The organism is Paraburkholderia jirisanensis (assembly GCF_054782355.1).
The window spans coordinates 75,947-91,719 of the sequence record NZ_BAAGSQ010000033.1 but is presented as its reverse complement, the minus strand read 5'-3'; the positions used below and the strand labels follow the sequence as shown (position 1 = coordinate 91,719).

The following is a 15,773-nucleotide window of genomic DNA, read 5'->3' as shown; positions in this document are numbered from 1 at the left end:
TTTCACACACCGCGGGCCTACTCTCTGCAACCCATCTGTAATCGCGCTTGCGCCACGTACCGATATATTCGGTAGAATATAACGAATCGACCAATGGTTTCCCCGGGAGGATGGTGCCGTGAGCAGCCATCGCATTGCAATCGGATACATGGGCAAGCCCGACGCGCCGGCCAGCGCGCTGGCTGCGCATATCAGCACGATGAAGCCGTCGTCTGGATACGACCGCGCGGCGCTGCTGCGCGACGTGATCGACGGGTTCGTACGGCTGCGCAACAGCGTGCTGCGCTTTGTGCAGCTGTTCACCAGCGACGCGAGTGCCCCGCGCGCGCATGAAATGGCGGCGGCCGCGTCGCTGCGCGGGCTGCTGTCGCTTCTCGCCAGCGAGGCGCAGGCCGCGCAGTTCGACCGGATGCGCGAATTGAAACGCGCGATCCGCGATGCGCGCTCGCTGGAAAAAACCCGCGATGCGGTGTTTTCCGAATCTTTCAGCAATGATCCGGTCGCGCTGCAGGCCGCCGCGGCTGAGCTCGAGCGCGTCGATGCGCTGCTGGTCGGGTTGTGCGTCGAGCACGTGCTCGAACGGCATCTGGCCACGGCGATTTATGCGCCGCGGGCCGATGCGGTGGCCGAGCAAAGGCCGCGGGTTGCGCCGCGACGCAGCCGGCGCAAGCTTGCCGATGCGCGGCTCGCTGCGCCGGCACGCGCTCAGGCGGGTTAGCGACAGCGCGGCTCGACGCTGGAGCGCCAGAGCCGAGAGCCGGGAGCCGCCCAGCGCGATGGGACGTGCGGTACCACGTTACCGCCGCAATCATGCCGGTCGTGAAGTGCGATTCGTTATATTCGATGATATATTTCGCTGTGAGTAACCGTACCGCCTCGCGTCAGGCGGTACAGCGCGCCCCGGGCGCGACTTGAACCGGACAAGAGGCCCTCATGCAAGCACCTCCGTTCCGCCTTGCTGCGCTTTCCGGCGTGGAACGAACCGATGCCTACCTTGGCGAGCGCCTACGCGCGGCTGGCCCCGACGCCTGCTGCACGCCGGCGCAGCCGCGCGCCGACAAGCCGCAGAGCACGAAGCGCCGCACGCGTCTAGGCGAGCTCGACTCGCACCTGCACTGTTCGATCATCGGTACCTGCCTGACCACACACGAACTGCGCAAGCTGGTGCCGAAGTTCACGCAGCTGGACCGGCAGAAAGCCACCGATCTCGAGATTCACCATGCGGCGGTCGAACTGGCCATCGAAGGCGGTGCGGGCGGCAAGGCGCTGCAAAAGGCGCTCGACGAGCGTTATTCCGGTGCGCTGCGCCGCTTCGACGCAGCCAAAGACGACGAAGCGCTGCTCGCAATGTGGAACGAGTCGTTGAAGAGCGGCGATATTCCGCCTGCGTACTGGGCGCTGATGACGCATCCGCAGGCCACGCTGCAGGTGCGCCAGGCGGCGTTCGGCGAATTGCACATGCTGTCGCATCTGGTCGGCGCGGCCAATCGCGCGGACATCCGGCGCCTCGTCGCGCTGGAAGAGGAAAACGCCACGCTGCACGCCAAGCTCGAGCGGCAACAGCAGCGGCTGCGCGAAATGAGCATCGAACGCGACACGGCGATACGCGAACTGAACGCGCAGATCGCGCGGTTGAGCGCACGCCCCACCGAAGCGAACCACGGTGAACTGCAGACGCAGATCGACAGCCTGCGCGATGCGCTCGCGGCGCGCGATGCACGTGTCGCGCTGCACACGAGCCGGCGGGCCGCGGCCGAACAACGCGCGGCAGCAGAAGAAGAGCGCGCGCGCACGCTGCGTGAAAGCCTCGAACGGGCGCTCGATCTGCTGACGGTGCTGCAGGACGAAGCGAACGCACTGGAGCGCGCGCTGCATGCACCGAACGATGCATCGGCGTCGCGCGACGACGCGCTCGATGCGTTGCAGGGCAAGCGGGTGGTGTACGTCGGCGGGCGGCCGGGCTCGAACAACGCGCTCAAACGCCTCGTCGAATCCGCCGGCGGCCAGATGACCGTGCACGACGGTGGTATCGAAGACCGCAAGGGGCTGCTTGCCGCGGCGCTGCCGAACGCGGACATGGTGGTGTTCCCGGTCGACTGCATCGACCACGATTCGATGAACATGCTCAAACGCGTGTGCGAGCGCAGCCAGGTCGCGTACTACCCGCTGCGCACGGCGAGCGTGGCGAGCTTTGTCGAGCTGATCGCGCGGCTAGCTGCTGATGCGTCGGGCGCCGATGCGTCGGGCGCCGGTGCGTCAGGTGCTGTGCCGGCCTCGCGTTTTTGCCTGCGTCACGGCTGAACCCTGGGCTGAACCGCGGGCTGCCCCCGGGCTGAACGCGAGGCCGGGCGCGGCAACCTGCGCCGGGTGCGACCGGCGAGCGCCTGACCCGACCGGCTAGCGCTTGATCAGCTTCGTCAGCGACGAAATATCGGCCGCGCAAGCTTCGTAAGCCTGCGCCTCGATGTTGCGATAAAGGCGAATGATCTCTTCGCCAACCGGCGTCAACACACTGCCTCCGCCGCTTTGCCCGCCGTGTTCGGCAAGCGTGGCGGGCGACTTCAGCGAGCGGTTCAGCTCGTCCATCAGCAGCCATGCGCGGCGGTACGACATGCCGATGCTGCGCGCCGCCGCCGAAATCGAACCGTGTTCGCGCACGGCTTCGAGCAGTGCGACCTTGCCTGGACCAAGCGCGATCGTGTCGGCTTGCTGGATGCGCATCCGGAACTTGACCTCAGGCCGGACGCTGGTGGAAGTCTTCATCGTTATGGGCTGGATTCGTGATCTGCGCAAGCATACACGACGCGCCTCGCGTCGTTCGATGCATCGCGTCGTGTGCATACGGCGACGCATGCGTGCCACCGCATGCGCGGGCTGTCTGCAAAAAGATACAGCGCGCTTGCAAACCCTTTATTGAGACGTAAGGCCGCGCTACATTGCCTGGCACATAACGCATCGCGCACACTCCCCATACCCTGGCGGACCCGCGGGCCGCCCGTTGCGGGCGATAAGAGCCGGCCATCGAGCCGGCTGCCGAGCCGCCATCGTTTTCTCCGAACCGGATCGTCGGGAAGCTGCATCGGGCAGTTGCATCGAGTAGCTGCATTGGGCAGTTGCATCGGGCAGTCAAGTCAGCCAGTCGCGTCTGGCGGTTGCGTCAATCATGCAACCAGCTCATGCGCGCCGCGGCCTCGTTGCGTCCTGACGTTTTGTCCTGACGCCTTGTCTTGACGTTCCTTCTGACGTCCGTCTTGCAGTTCGTTCTGCAGTTCGTTCTGGAAACGCCGGCGCGCTCCGTATCGCCGCGTCCTATTCCGACCGCCATATCGCCCCGGCACGCATCGCTGCGCGCCGGCGGCCGCATGCGCGCCGCGATAAGCACGGCATCCGCTTTGCAACCTCCGCCGCGCGATGTCTTTGCAACATGCGCGCGGCTTCAATAAAAAAGGATCGCTAATGAAAAAGACCCTCGTTGCCGCCGCTGTGCTCGGCAGCCTGAGCGCCACCGCCACCACCGTCGCCCACGCGCAAAGCAGTGTCACGTTGTACGGCATTCTCGACGCCGGCATCAGCTACGTTTCGCATTCGGCCGCGCCGAACGGCTCTTCGCAACTCGTCAAATACGGCGACGGCGTCGCGTCGGGCAGCCGCTGGGGCGTGCGCGGCAGCGAAGACCTGGGCGGCGGCCTGAAGGCGCTGTTCGTGCTCGAAAACGGCTTCTCCACCGCCGACGGCGCACTCGGGCAGGGCGGCGCGCTGTTCGGGCGGCAAGCGTACGTCGGCCTGTCGAAGGACGGCATCGGCGCGCTGAGCTTCGGCCGCCAGTATTCGTTCTCGACCGAATATCTCGGCACCAATTACACGATCGGCAGCCAGACGCCAGCCGGCAACTATGGCTGGCACATCAACGACGTCGACCAGTTGATTGCAAGCCGCATCAACAATTCGGTGAAGTTCAGCAGCACCCGTTTCGCAGGCTTCACGTTCGGTGCGATGTACGGCTTTTCGAACCAGGCCGGCGCGTTTGCCGGCACGCCGACCGTTACCGCTGCTGGAACCACGCGGCAAGGTTCGTCGAGCGCGTATAGCTTCGGTGTCAACTATCTGCAAGGGCCGTTCGGGATCGGCGCGGCGTACACCAACTTCCGCTATCCGAACGGCGCGACGCCGCCGGTTTCGGTCAGCATCGCAAACGTGAACACCGGCGGGCTGCGCGATCTGGAAACCTATGGGGTCGGCGCGCGGATCGCGCTCGGCGCCGGGCTGGTATGGGGCAACTGGACTCACACGAGCTTCGAACCGCTCACCGGCGGCGCGTCGCGGCTGAACAACTACGAAATCGGCGCACGCTACGGCTTCACGCCGGCGCTTGCCGCGGGGCTCGGCTATACGTTCTCGAAGCTCGACGACCGCTTCACCGGCAAGTGGCATCAGCTGACCGGCGCGCTCGACTATTCGTTGTCCAAGCGCACCGACGTGTATCTGCTCGGCGTCTGGCAGACCGCGGCGGGCAGCAATACGATCGCCGGGCGCAGCGTGCCGGTGCAGGCGCAGATCGGTACCAGCCCGAGCCTGCTGGGCACCTCCGGCACCGGTGCGGACAATCAGGTGGCGGCGCGCGTCGGCGTGCGGCACCGTTTTTAGTCTGCGCGCCCGCTGGTGCGTTTACTCCTGCGCTCACCCGTGCGTCGGCTGGTGCGTTTATCGCCGCGCCTATCCGTACGCCCACCCGTACGCCCACCCGCGCGACCGTCGCCGCCGGCCCCGCGACGAAGCACCGCGTGAGCTCAAACCGTCCTACGGTGCGACCACACGCGCCACGATGCCCGCCAGCCGCTTCACGTGCCGCGGTGCGGGCAGAATATCGGCGGCGGAGAACAGCAGCGGTGCGCCGTCGTCGATCGGGATCGGCGCGTCGCCGCGCTCGAACGCGATCAGCACGCGCTCGCCGACCGGCGTGTTGAACAGTTCGTGCCATGAGAAGGTCACCGCGTAGCCGTCGCGCGCGACCGCGATAAAAATGGTGCGCTTGAAATCGCCGGGCTTCGCATTGCGCAGCCCGGCGAACTCGATCAGATCCTTCAGCAGCACGCCGCGATAGCTGTCCACCTTGCGGATAAAGCGGTTCGTCGTGAAGCAGCGCAGATCGAACGGATCGGCCGCCACGCTTGCGCGCTGCCGCAGTTCGTCGAGTGTCACGGTGAGCGGCCGCAGAAAATCGCCTGTCAGCGAAATGACGCCGTCTTTCGATTGATCTTTCGGCTCATCGGCCGCTTCGCCGGCCCTTTCACCGGCCACGTCGCGGGCCACCTCGCCGGTCAGCGGTGACGTGGCCGCCGTGTCTGAATTCCCCATCGTGCTCTCCCATTGCCGATCGCCGGGCTTCGCTTGCCCGCCGATATGTCGGTAGGTATATTACGCTGCGTGCGGCCGGACAGCTTGGGCGATCCGGACGATCTCGGCCATATCGCCGAACGTATGCCGTGAGGCGGCCGCAAAGCGACACGGATTTCAAACAGGAGCAGGCATGGCGGGTTGGGCGGGATCGAGACGCATGCGCGGCGCACTGGCAGCCGGCATGGTGCTGTGGCTCGCGGCTTGTGCGCTGGGCGGCGGTAAGGGGGCTGAAAGCGCCGCAGGCGCAGCGCCGCAACGCATCGCGGTAGAGGCGCGGCCGAATGGCATCGCGGTGCGTAGCGGCGACGGCGCGCTATTCATTACCGACGACACCACCAACAGCGTGCTGGTCGCGACCGACCAGCACAGCTTCACGCGCTATGCGGCGCTGCCGGCAGGCGACGCGAACCGCAGCCTCAGCCAGCTTGATTTTGCGGAGCCGCGTCTGCTGCTGGTGGCGCGCTTCGGCTTCGGCACCGCGGGCGCGCTGCTCGGCGTGGCGGGGCCGCAGCAGATCACGAGCTTCGCCGGTCCGGACCCGGTGCGGCGCCGTCTCGGTCTCGCGGTGATCGCGCCGGGCAAGGTGCTGTCGACGTGGTTCGTCAAGCGCGACGACCAGCCGGCCAACGCGCCGCACAGTGCGGGCTTGAGCGTGCTGATGTACGACACCACCACGGGCGGTGCGGTAGAACGCGATCTGTTGACGGGCTTCGGCAAGCCGGTCGGCGTGGCGATTGCACACGGCAATGTGTACGTGGCCGACGCGGCCAATAACCGCATCGTCACGGCGCGCCTCGATACGCTACTGGCGGCTGCGCAACCGGCGCCCGCAGCCTCGGCCACGGTGTTCGCGCAAGTCGATAGCCCGGATCTGCTGGCCGCCGACAGCAGCGGCGCGCTTTACACGAAATGCGGCAAGACCGGCTTTTGCCGGATCGGCCCGGACGGCAAGCTCACGCAGCTGGCCAACGATTTTCATGACGCGCGCGGCGTCGCGCTCGACGAGTCGCGCCACACGCTGTATGTAGTGGATCGCGCGGCGGCCGGCGGCACCAGCTACGTGCGCTCGCTGCCGCTGCGATGAAATGCCGCGCGATACTTCAACGCGCGGCGTACCGCTTACTGGTCGACGCCGACGATCACGCTCGAAGCCTTGAAGATCGCGCTGGCAGCCTTGCCTTGCGCGAGCCCGAGGCGATCGACGCTGTCGTTGGTGACGATCGCCACGATCTGCGCGCCGCCTTGTGCGGCGATCACCACTTCGGCGTTCACCGCGCCCTTGTTCAGCGCGGCGACCGTGCCGGCCACGCAATTGCGTGCCGACACCTTGCTCGCGTCCGTATCGACCATCACCAGCACCGACGATGCCTTGATCAGCGCGAAAGCCGGCTTGCCGGACGCGAGGCCGAGCGAAGCGGCGCTGCCGTGCGTGATGATCGCGACGATCTCCAGGCCGTGCTGGGTGCGCAGCGTGATTTCGTCATTGACTGCGCCGGTCTTCACATCGGTGACGGTGCCGGCGAACTGGTTGCGGGCGCTGGTGCGCATGGGGGAACTCCTTGAGTGGGGTTGAGTGCGGGCGAGTCATGCGATGCATGCCGTGCGAGACGCATCTCAACAGGTTGAAAGGGCTTGCGCGAGTCTAGCGGCAAGTCGTGGCATGGCAAAGGAAAGCGCCGCTCGGAACGCATTAAATTGCACTCAAGCGGGTATCGAAGTCGATGCAGTGTTGCGCATAGTCATCGTAATATATGCGCCTTAATAACGGTGCGGGGAATGAAATGATTCGTAAGCTTTTGATTTCGGCGGCGGTTATGGCAGGGATGTTCGGCGTGCAACAGCAGGCGTCGGCGCAGGACAATACCGTCAACGTGCTGTACGCCGGCTCGCTGGTGAACCTGATGGAGCGCAGCGTGAAGCCCGCGTTCGAAAAGGAAACGGGCCTGCACTTCGACGGCTATGCCGCCGGTTCGAACAAGATCGCCAATGAGATCAAAGGCAAGCTGCGTCGCGGCGACGTGTTCATCAGCGCGAGCCCGAAGGTCAACACGAGCCTGATGGGCGCGGCCAATGGCGACCACGTGAACTGGTACGTGACCTTCGCCGAATCGCCGCTGATGATCGGCTACAACCCGCAAAGCCGTTTTGCCGCGCAGTTCAAGACGAAGCGTTGGGACCAGGTGCTGCAGGAGCCGGGCATCCGCATTGGACGCACCGATCCGAAGCTCGATCCGAAGGGCGCCTTCACGGTCGAGATGATGACGAAGGCCGCCGAGCTGTACAAACAGCCGGACCTCGTGCAAAAGACGCTCGGCACGCCGGAGAACCCCGAACAGGTGCTGCCGGAAGAAACGCTGGTGGGCCGTCTGCAGTCGGGGCAGCTCGATGCCGGCTTCTTCTACTCGACCGAAACCTCCGATCTGAAGATTCCGGCGATCCACCCGGCGCCTGAACTGCAGGCGAAGGCAAGCTACACGCTGACGATCCTGAGCGACGCACCCGATGCGAAGGGCGCGACGCGCTTCGTCGATTTCCTGCTGAGCGCGAAGGGCCGCGAGTTGCTGAAAGAACACGGCGTGGACATCGTGAAGCCGACCGTCACGGGTAACGCACAGGCGATTCCTTCGTCGGTGCAAGCGGTGATCGATGGCGCGCAATAAGCGCGGCGCGGCGCGGCGGCGGGGCGACTTGCCGCACATCGGCGCATCTCGTATCGACGTGCCTCGCATCGACGTGCCTCGTATCGACGTGCAATGCGGCCGCGCGCGGCCGCCGGCATGCGCGCGGCGCACCCCGCCGACGCTATCCGAAGCGAACTCCACACGCGGCGCGGCGCCGGCCCGCCGCGCTCAAACGCGATGACCCGCACCGTAGCCAGGCCCTTGCTATGGCTCGGCACGCTGCTCGCGGTCTACCTGTGCGCGCCGTTCATCGCCAGCATCCCGCAGATCGGCCACGCGGACTGGGCCGGCGTCGACTGGCCCACCATGTGGTCGGCGGTCGGCGTGTCGGTGGGGAGCGCGAGTGTCGCCGCGTTGATCATCCTGATCGGCGGTGTGCCGCTCGGCTATTGGCTGGCGCGCTCGTCGTCGCGCGCGGTGGCGCTGCTCGGCTTCGTCGTGCAGCTGCCGCTGGCACTGCCGCCGCTTACCAGCGGCGTGCTGCTGCTGTTCCTGCTCGGACCGTATAGCTTGTTTGGCCGCCTCGCGGGCGGCATGCTGACCGATTCGTTCGCCGGTGTGGTGTTCGCCGAGACCTTCGTGGCCGCGCCGTTCCTAGTGATCGCGGCGCGCTCGGCGTTTGCCGCGGTCGATCCGGTCTACGACGACGTCGCCGCAACGCTCGGCCATCACGCCGGCAGCCGCTTCTTTCGCGTTACGCTGCCGATCGCATGGCCGGCGATCCGCGCGGGCCTCGCGCTCGCGTGGCTGCGTGCGTTCGGCGAGTTCGGCGCGACCGTGATGGTCGCGTATCACCCGTATTCGCTGCCGGTCTACACGTATGTGGTGTTCGGCGGCCAGGGCTTGCCCGCGATGATGCCGCTGCTGCTGCCGACACTCGCGATCGCGGTGCTTTGCGCCGTGCTGTCGGTATATCGCCGTGCGCCGCGTGCCGACGCAGACGTCGAACTGCTGGACAACGGCGACGAACTCACCGCGCCGGCTACGGTTAGCACGCCGGAGCCGCCGAATGCGCAGCAGGATGTGCGGCTGTCGTTTGCGTTGCGCCGCAATCTCGGCGGGTTCGATCTCGATATCGCATGGACGCCCGCGACGCGGCGGCTGGCGCTGATCGGGCCGTCCGGATCGGGCAAATCGCTGGCGCTGAAATTGATCGCCGGGCTCGAGCGCAACGACCACTGCACAGTGCGGCTCGGCGAGCTCGACCTCGCGGCGCGCGCGCCCGAGCAGCGGCAGATCGGCTACATGCCGCAAGATTACGGGCTTTTCCCGCACATGACGGTCGCGCAGCAACTGGCGTTTCCGGTCGATGCCGATGCGTCGAGCGCGCGTTACTGGCTCGAGCATCTCGGCCTTGCCACGCTGACCCGGCGCCTGCCGCGCGAGCTGTCGTTTGGCCAGCGCCAGCGTGTCGCGCTGGCGCGCGCGCTGACGCGGCACAGCCAGCTGCTGCTGTTCGACGAACCGTTCGCGGCGCTCGATACGCCGCGCCGGCGCCGCCTGCAGCAGTCGCTGCGCGCACTGCAGCGCGAAATCGATGCGGTCACCGTGCTGGTCACGCACGATCCGGACGAGGCCGCGCTGCTCGCCGACGAAGTGCTGATCGTCGAACAGGGGCGCGTGTTGCAGGCCGGCGCGATCGGCGCGGTGTTCGAGCGGCCGGCGACGTTGCGGGTGGCAGAGCTGCTGGGTCTGCATAACGTCGGCGATGGCGTGCTGCGTGCCGACGGGCGGATCGAGACGCCGCGTGGTCTTGTGCTCGATTGCGCGCCGCATCGGTGGCCGGAGGGGCTAACTGCAGGGTTGACTGCGGGCCAGCGAGTGATGTGGCGGGTGTCGCCGCGTGCGATCGCGCTGGTGGGCGATGCGTCGGAGCAAGGCGGTGCGCGCAGTGCAGGCGCGGCGCGCGGCGCGTCCGTAGCGCAAAGCCTCTCGCCCGAAGCGCGCCTGTACGAAGGCACACTCGCGGGCATCGAACTACGTCACGGCGACCGCTACGCGGTGCTCGACATCGGCGGGCACCGCTTCGATATCGCGTGCGACGACAGCGTACCTGTCACCGCCGGCGCGGCGCGTTTCAGCATCGATCCACAGCAGGTGTCGGTGTGGCCGCACGCGACGGAGCAGACCCGCGCGTAAGCGCCCCGGTGCGCCAGCCGCACGGCTAATGCGGCGCCTCTTCGACATCGCCCCGCTTGCCGCGCGCGATCTCATCGCCGGCATTCGGCGCCAGCCGGCGCGTCACCGGAATCGACGCGAAGGTCAGCAGCCCGACCGTCACGAACGCCGGCCAGAAGTCCGACCACTGCACGGTGGCGTGCCCATGCAGCGAACGCGTGATCTGCAACACGATACCGGCCACCGTCACGCCGAGGCCGAGCGAAATCTGTTGCACCACGCTGCCCAGACTGGTTGCGCGGCCCACGTCGCGGCTCGCGATTTCCGCATAGGTCATCGAGTTCAGGCTGGTGAACTGCAGCGCGGGGAAAAAGCCGCCAAGCAGCACCACCAGCCAGATCACCCATGTCGGCGTGCCGGGAAAGAACATGCCGCACGCGGCAATCGCAATGCCGGAAAACGCCGCGTTATAGATCAGCACCGTGCGAAAGCCGAAGCGGTGCAGCATGCTCGACGCGAGCGTGCGCATGAACAGCCCGCCGAACGCCGATGCGCAGGTAATCAGCCCCGACTCGAACGCGCTCATCGCGAGCCCTTCCTGCAGCAGCAGCGGCAGCAGAAACGGCACGGCGCCGAGGCCGATACGAAACAGCGAGCCGCCCATCACGCTCGCCCCAAAGGTTGGCACGCGCAGAAAGCGCAGATCGAGCAGTGGCCGCGTCGCGCGCTGCGCGTATAGCGCATAGACGATCAGCATCAGTGCGCCGGCCAGCGTCATCAGCGCGGCGGTCGAATCGGACGCGAGCTCGCTGCCGATCAGCGACAAACCCAGCAGGAACGCCGACGCGCCACCCGCCGACAGCACGAAGCCGAACCAGTCGAGCGGCCCGGGATGCGGCTCGCGCGTGTTTGCGATGTGCTTGTTGGTCAGATAGATGCCGTACAGGCCGACCGGAATATTGATGAAGAAGATCAGCCGCCAGTGCAGATAGGTGGTGATGAAGCCGCCGAGCAGCGGCCCGGCGGCGGGGCCGAGCAGGGATGTGAAGCTTAGATAGTTCATCGCGCGGATGAAGTCCGAGCGCTCGACCACGCGGAAGATGATGATGCGCCCGACCGGCACCATCATCGCGCCGCCGACGCCCTGGATAAAACGTGCGGCGGTGAACAGCGCCAGCGACGACGAAGCCGCGCACATCAGCGAGCCGGCGACGAAAATACCGATCGCGGTACGAAACACCGTACGCGCGCCGAAACGGTCGGCCAGCCAGCCGCAGACGGGAATGAACACACCGAGACCGAGCACATAGCTCGTCACCGCGATTTTCAGCGTGACCGGATCGCGGCCGAAGGTGCGCGCCATTTCCGGCAGCGCGGTGACGATCACATTCGCATCGACGCTCTCCATGAACATCGCGAACGCGACGATGAATGGAGCAATGAGACCCTTCTGGGCAGACGACATGGGCGGCGAGCGTCGGCGATGCGCGGGAGGCGAAGTGAGGATTATTACATAGGTGTCGGGGGATTTAAGCACGCGCTGCAGGGTTTTGCCGCTTGCGACGGTTTCAGCGCGAGCTTGTGCGATGCGGTGCGCGGCGGCTCGCCATCGCGCATCGCATCTGTTTCGCTCAACCGAGGGCCAAAGGTTCGGCGCTTTGCATCGCCCGTTACGCGCGCGGCGGCACCTTCGCGAACAGCAGGTTCAGGCCCTCGCCGATCGTCGGGTGGCTCAGGATCGCGTCGCGCACCGCCGTGTAAGGCAGCTTGCCGAGCATCGCCATCTGCACGGTCGACACCACTTCGCCTGCTTGCGCGCCGAGCATCGTAAAGCCGAGGATTTCGTCGGAGTTGGCGGCCACCAGCGCTTTCATGAAACCGGTGGTGTCGCCGTTGGTGCGGGCGCGCGGGACAGCCGCCATCGGCAATTGCGCGACGCGCACGGCGATGCCTTGCGCCGCGGCTTCGGTTTCGTTGAGCCCGACGCGCGCGAGCTCCGGCTCGACGAACAATGCATACGGGATCACGCGCTGCGCGGTGGTGTAGCTGCCGCCCGCGAGACTCGACTTCAGTACCCGATAGTCGTCAAACGACGCATGCGTAAACATCGGTGTGCCGGCTACTTCGCCGATCGCCCAGGTGTTCGGCGCAGTGGTCGCAAGGCGCGCGTCGGTCTTGATAAAGCCGCGCGCATCCAGTTCGACGCCGGCGGCATCGAGGCCGATGCCGCGCGTGCTCGGCGTACGCCCGGCCGCCACCAGGATATGCGAGCCGCTGATCGTCGTGCCGTCGGCGAGCGTCACTTCGACGGCGTTGCCCGAGCGGCCCGTTACGTTGACCGCGCGTACGCTCGTGCGCACGTCGATGCCGTCGTGCTCGAACGCGGCGACGATCGCCGCGGCCACATCCGGGTCTTCGCGCATCGCGACGCGCGGGCCTTCTTGCAGCACCGTCACGCGGCTGCCGAGACGGCGCAACGCCTGGGCCATTTCAAGGCCGATATAGCCGCCGCCGAATACGATCACGTGCTCAGGCAGCGTCTCCAGTTCGAGCGCTTCGACGTGCGTGAGCGGCGCGGCCTGGGCGAGGCCGGGCACATCGGGGATGGCCGCGGTGGTGCCAGTGTTGATAAACGCATGCTCGCCTTCGACCACGCGCCGGCTGCCGTCGGCGAACGTCACTTCGAGCGTGCGTGGCCCGATAAAGCGGCCTTCGCCGATCAGCAGTTCGAGACCGGATGCGTTGAACGCGCTCAGATTGAGATCGACCATGCCGTCGACCACGCCGCGCACATACTGATACACGCGCTTCATATCGAGGCCGGCGGGCTGCGGCGCGGCGCCGAGTTTTTCCGCTTCGCGGGCCGCATGCAACAGCCGCGCGGTCTGGATCAGCGCCTTGGTCGGGATACAGGCGACGTTGATACACGAACCGCCGATCATGCCGCGCTCGACCACCGCGACCTTCTTGCCGGCTTTGGCCAGTTCCATCGCGAGGGTCTTGCCGCCTTTGCCGCCACCGAGGAACACGTATTCGAACTGCTCGACCGTCGTCATGAAAACCTCCGTTGAATTTTTTGACGGGGGCGGGCGTGGAGGCCCGCCAACGTTACGGAGAGTACTTGGCGAGACCTGACGACGAGACGTCCGATCGGCGCATTCGGATGCATCGATCGGCTCAAATGGTGCGATGCGGGCAAAACGGACCGGTCGGTGCGATTGGTTCGGTTGGTTCGATGGGTTCAGCCGGACCGGGCGGGCCAATGGCTGGATGATTCAGCCGGCGATCGGCGCAATGGCTGAATCGGCTGAATCGGCTGAACCGGCTGAATCGCGTCGATCGGCGCAATCCGCGCATGCTCGGGCCGTACCCGCCGCGTTTGAATCCCCTGCGCCACCGGCCTTGCCGAGCAGCGCATGCGTCTTCAGCGCCGCGCCGCTAGCGCCCCGGCTCAGCAGTCGGGCCGTCCGCGTGCACGTGCGCCGGCGCAACCGCCGCGCCCGGGTCCAGCGCGGCATCGTCGCTCGCATCCTGCTGCGGCGCAGCCTGCGCGCCATCGTCCAGCATGCCTTTCGCCATTTCCATCGCCTGGCGCGTGAAGAGCCGCCGGTACAGCCCGTCGCGCAGTTCGATCAGCTGCTCGTGCGGGCCGTCCTCGACGATGCGCCCCTTGTCCAGCACCAGCAGCCGGTCGAGCGAGCGCACCGTCGACAGCCGGTGCGCGACCACCAGCGTGGTGCGGCCCGCCATCAGCCGCTCCATCGACTGCTGGATCAGCACTTCGCTTTCGCTGTCGAGGCTGGACGTGGCTTCGTCGAAGATCAGCACCGGCGCGTCGGCGAGAAACGCACGCGCGATCGCGATGCGCTGCCGTTCGCCGCCCGACAGCTTGATGCCGCGTTCGCCGACCAGCGTGTCGTAGCCCTGCGGCAGCGCCGCAATGAACTCGTGCGCGCTGGCCTGTTGTGCGGCACGCACGATATCGTCGTGGCTCGCGCCGGGCCGCGCATACGCGATGTTCTCCGCGAGCGAGCGGTGAAACAGCACCGGCTCCTGCTGGACGATCGCGATCTGCCGGCGCAGCGAAGCCTGCTGCACCTGCGCGATGTCCTGGCCGTCGATCGTAATGCGGCCCGCGTCGATGTCGTACAGGCGCTGGATCAGCTTGACGAAGGTGGTCTTGCCCGAGCCCGAATGCCCGACCAGCCCGACCCGCTCGCCGGGCGCGATGCGGATCGACAGGTCCTGATACAGCGGTGTCGGATGCGCGCCGTAGCGGAACGTCACGTGCTCGAAGCGGATCTCGCCGGGGCCGATCGCGATCGCACGCGCACCGGGCCGGTCTTCGATGCCGAGCGGCTCGTGCTCGAGCGCAACCAGCTCTTCCATATCGTTGACCGAGCGCTGCAGGTTGCGCACGTGCTGGCCGATGTCGCGCAGATAACCTTGCAACATGAAGAAGGTGGTCAGCGCGAAGGTGATGTCGCCGACGCTCGCATCGTTGCGCTGCCACAGCAGCAGCGCCGTACCGACGATCGCCGCCTGCATCGCGACCAGCATCACGCTTTGCAGGCCGCCGTTGGTGGTGCCGCGCTGCCATGTGCGGCGGGTGCGCTTACGCCACTTGCTGATCACGCGTTCGAGGCGCGACTCTTCGCGCTGTTCCGCGCCGAACGCCTTGACCACCGCATTGCAGCTGACCGCATCGGCCAGCGCGCCGCCGAGGCGCGTGTCCCACATATTGCCCAGGCGCGCGGCCGGCGCCACATAGCGCAGCGACAGCGTGCCGGTGATCGCGACATACAGCAGCGAGCCCGCGCCGACGATCGCGCCCATCACCGGCCAGTGGCTGCCGAGCAGCACGGTGGTGCCGATCAGCATCACGCACGACGGCAGCAGCGTGATCAGCAAGGTGTCGTTGAGCAGATCGAGCGCCCACATGCCGCGCGTGATCTTGCGCACGGTGGAGCCGGCGAACGCATTCGCGTGCCAGTCGGTCGAGAAGCGCTGCACGCGGTGAAAACCGCTGGCGGCGATCTCGCTCATCATGTGCAGCGTCATCGTGATGATGTTGCGGTACACGGCCTGGCGCAGCAGCATGCCGGCAATGCCGAGCGCGATCAGCGCGCCGAACGCGGTGCCGGCCGCATGTGCGGCGAGCGAGCGCGCGGTCGTGCCGGCGGCGCCGGACGACAGCGCGTCGACGAGGCGACCGGCGAACAGCGGCGTGAGCACGTCGGCGAGCGCCGAGCACAGCGCGACGAGCATGATCGCGCCGACCCGCACCGGCTGCTTGCGCCAGTGCTGGAACGTGAAGGTCAAAACGTTGCGAAACGCGGCGGAGCCGGCGTTGGTTTTGTTGTCAGCCATAAGTCACAGGCGGCGGCGCGTGGGGCCGTGAGCCTGCCATTCAGAACGGGTGGAGCGGAAGCCGGGCGCGCGGCGCGGAGGGCGCAGTGCACGCATGGGCGGCGCTAAGGACGAAGCGATGTAGGAGGGCGCTCGTGAAGCACTGCCGGGCCATGTTGAGTGGCTCGCCGTTCGGCTTGCCGTCCGGTTCGCCCTTGGGCTGGCCTC

General features: G+C 66.8%; 12 protein-coding genes. 6 read left to right on the top strand and 6 right to left on the bottom strand.

Translation table 11 applies throughout. The features are described 5' to 3' along the window. Positions 1 to 118 precede the first annotated feature (118 nt). Positions 119 to 718 carry a hypothetical protein gene (locus ACYVNQ_RS32505; protein ID WP_460908825.1) on the top strand — a complete coding sequence of 200 codons (600 nt, stop codon included), beginning with the start codon at positions 119 to 121 and terminating at the stop codon, positions 716 to 718. A gap of 215 nt (positions 719 to 933) precedes the next feature. After that, complete coding sequence (locus ACYVNQ_RS32500) at positions 934 to 2,301, top strand: DUF2325 domain-containing protein (protein ID WP_460908823.1); 1,368 nt, start codon at positions 934 to 936, stop codon at positions 2,299 to 2,301. 96 nt (positions 2,302 to 2,397) lie between these two features. On the opposite strand, the gene ACYVNQ_RS32495 is transcribed toward ACYVNQ_RS32500, so the two are convergent. After that, a complete protein-coding gene (locus tag ACYVNQ_RS32495) occupies positions 2,398 to 2,763 on the bottom strand; it encodes a winged helix-turn-helix domain-containing protein (RefSeq protein ID WP_460908821.1) in 366 nt (121 codons plus the stop codon). A gap of 693 nt (positions 2,764 to 3,456) precedes the next feature. On the opposite strand from ACYVNQ_RS32495, the gene ACYVNQ_RS32490 reads away from it, so the two are divergent. Further along, positions 3,457 to 4,644 (top strand): porin, encoded by a 1,188-nt coding sequence (locus tag ACYVNQ_RS32490; RefSeq protein ID WP_460908819.1) that lies wholly within the window; start codon positions 3,457 to 3,459, stop codon positions 4,642 to 4,644. A 153-nt stretch (positions 4,645 to 4,797) separates the two neighbouring features. On the opposite strand, the gene ACYVNQ_RS32485 is transcribed toward ACYVNQ_RS32490, so the two are convergent. Beyond that, positions 4,798 to 5,355, bottom strand: a complete 558-nt coding sequence (locus tag ACYVNQ_RS32485; protein ID WP_460908817.1) for a molybdopterin-dependent oxidoreductase — start codon at positions 5,353 to 5,355, stop codon at positions 4,798 to 4,800. A 199-nt stretch (positions 5,356 to 5,554) separates the two neighbouring features. On the opposite strand from ACYVNQ_RS32485, the gene ACYVNQ_RS32480 reads away from it, so the two are divergent. After that, on the top strand, positions 5,555 to 6,481 hold the full coding sequence (locus ACYVNQ_RS32480; RefSeq protein ID WP_460908815.1) for a hypothetical protein: 927 nt from the start codon (positions 5,555 to 5,557) through the stop codon (positions 6,479 to 6,481). 35 nt (positions 6,482 to 6,516) lie between these two features. Here ACYVNQ_RS32480 and ACYVNQ_RS32475 read toward each other — a convergent pair whose 3' ends face one another. Beyond that, positions 6,517 to 6,945 (bottom strand): TOBE domain-containing protein, encoded by a 429-nt coding sequence (locus ACYVNQ_RS32475; protein WP_460908813.1) that lies wholly within the window; start codon positions 6,943 to 6,945, stop codon positions 6,517 to 6,519. A gap of 233 nt (positions 6,946 to 7,178) precedes the next feature. Between ACYVNQ_RS32475 and ACYVNQ_RS32470 the strand changes: the two genes are divergently transcribed. Together ACYVNQ_RS32470 and ACYVNQ_RS32465 are read left to right on the top strand one after the other, a co-directional pair. Further along, positions 7,179 to 8,057, top strand: a complete 879-nt coding sequence (locus tag ACYVNQ_RS32470) for an extracellular solute-binding protein (protein WP_460908811.1) — start codon at positions 7,179 to 7,181, stop codon at positions 8,055 to 8,057. A gap of 198 nt (positions 8,058 to 8,255) precedes the next feature. Then, positions 8,256 to 10,217 carry an ABC transporter ATP-binding protein/permease gene (locus ACYVNQ_RS32465; protein WP_460908809.1) on the top strand — a complete coding sequence of 654 codons (1,962 nt, stop codon included), beginning with the start codon at positions 8,256 to 8,258 and terminating at the stop codon, positions 10,215 to 10,217. 25 nt (positions 10,218 to 10,242) lie between these two features. Here ACYVNQ_RS32465 and ACYVNQ_RS32460 read toward each other — a convergent pair whose 3' ends face one another. The 3 genes from ACYVNQ_RS32460 to ACYVNQ_RS32450 form a co-directional block, all read right to left on the bottom strand. Continuing rightward, positions 10,243 to 11,661 (bottom strand): MFS transporter, encoded by a 1,419-nt coding sequence (locus ACYVNQ_RS32460; RefSeq protein WP_460908807.1) that lies wholly within the window; start codon positions 11,659 to 11,661, stop codon positions 10,243 to 10,245. Between the two features lie 205 nt (positions 11,662 to 11,866). After that, complete coding sequence (locus ACYVNQ_RS32455) at positions 11,867 to 13,252, bottom strand: dihydrolipoyl dehydrogenase family protein (protein WP_460908805.1); 1,386 nt, start codon at positions 13,250 to 13,252, stop codon at positions 11,867 to 11,869. A 382-nt stretch (positions 13,253 to 13,634) separates the two neighbouring features. Continuing rightward, on the bottom strand, positions 13,635 to 15,566 hold the full coding sequence (locus ACYVNQ_RS32450; RefSeq protein WP_460908803.1) for an ABC transporter ATP-binding protein: 1,932 nt from the start codon (positions 15,564 to 15,566) through the stop codon (positions 13,635 to 13,637). Positions 15,567 to 15,773 lie beyond the last annotated feature (207 nt).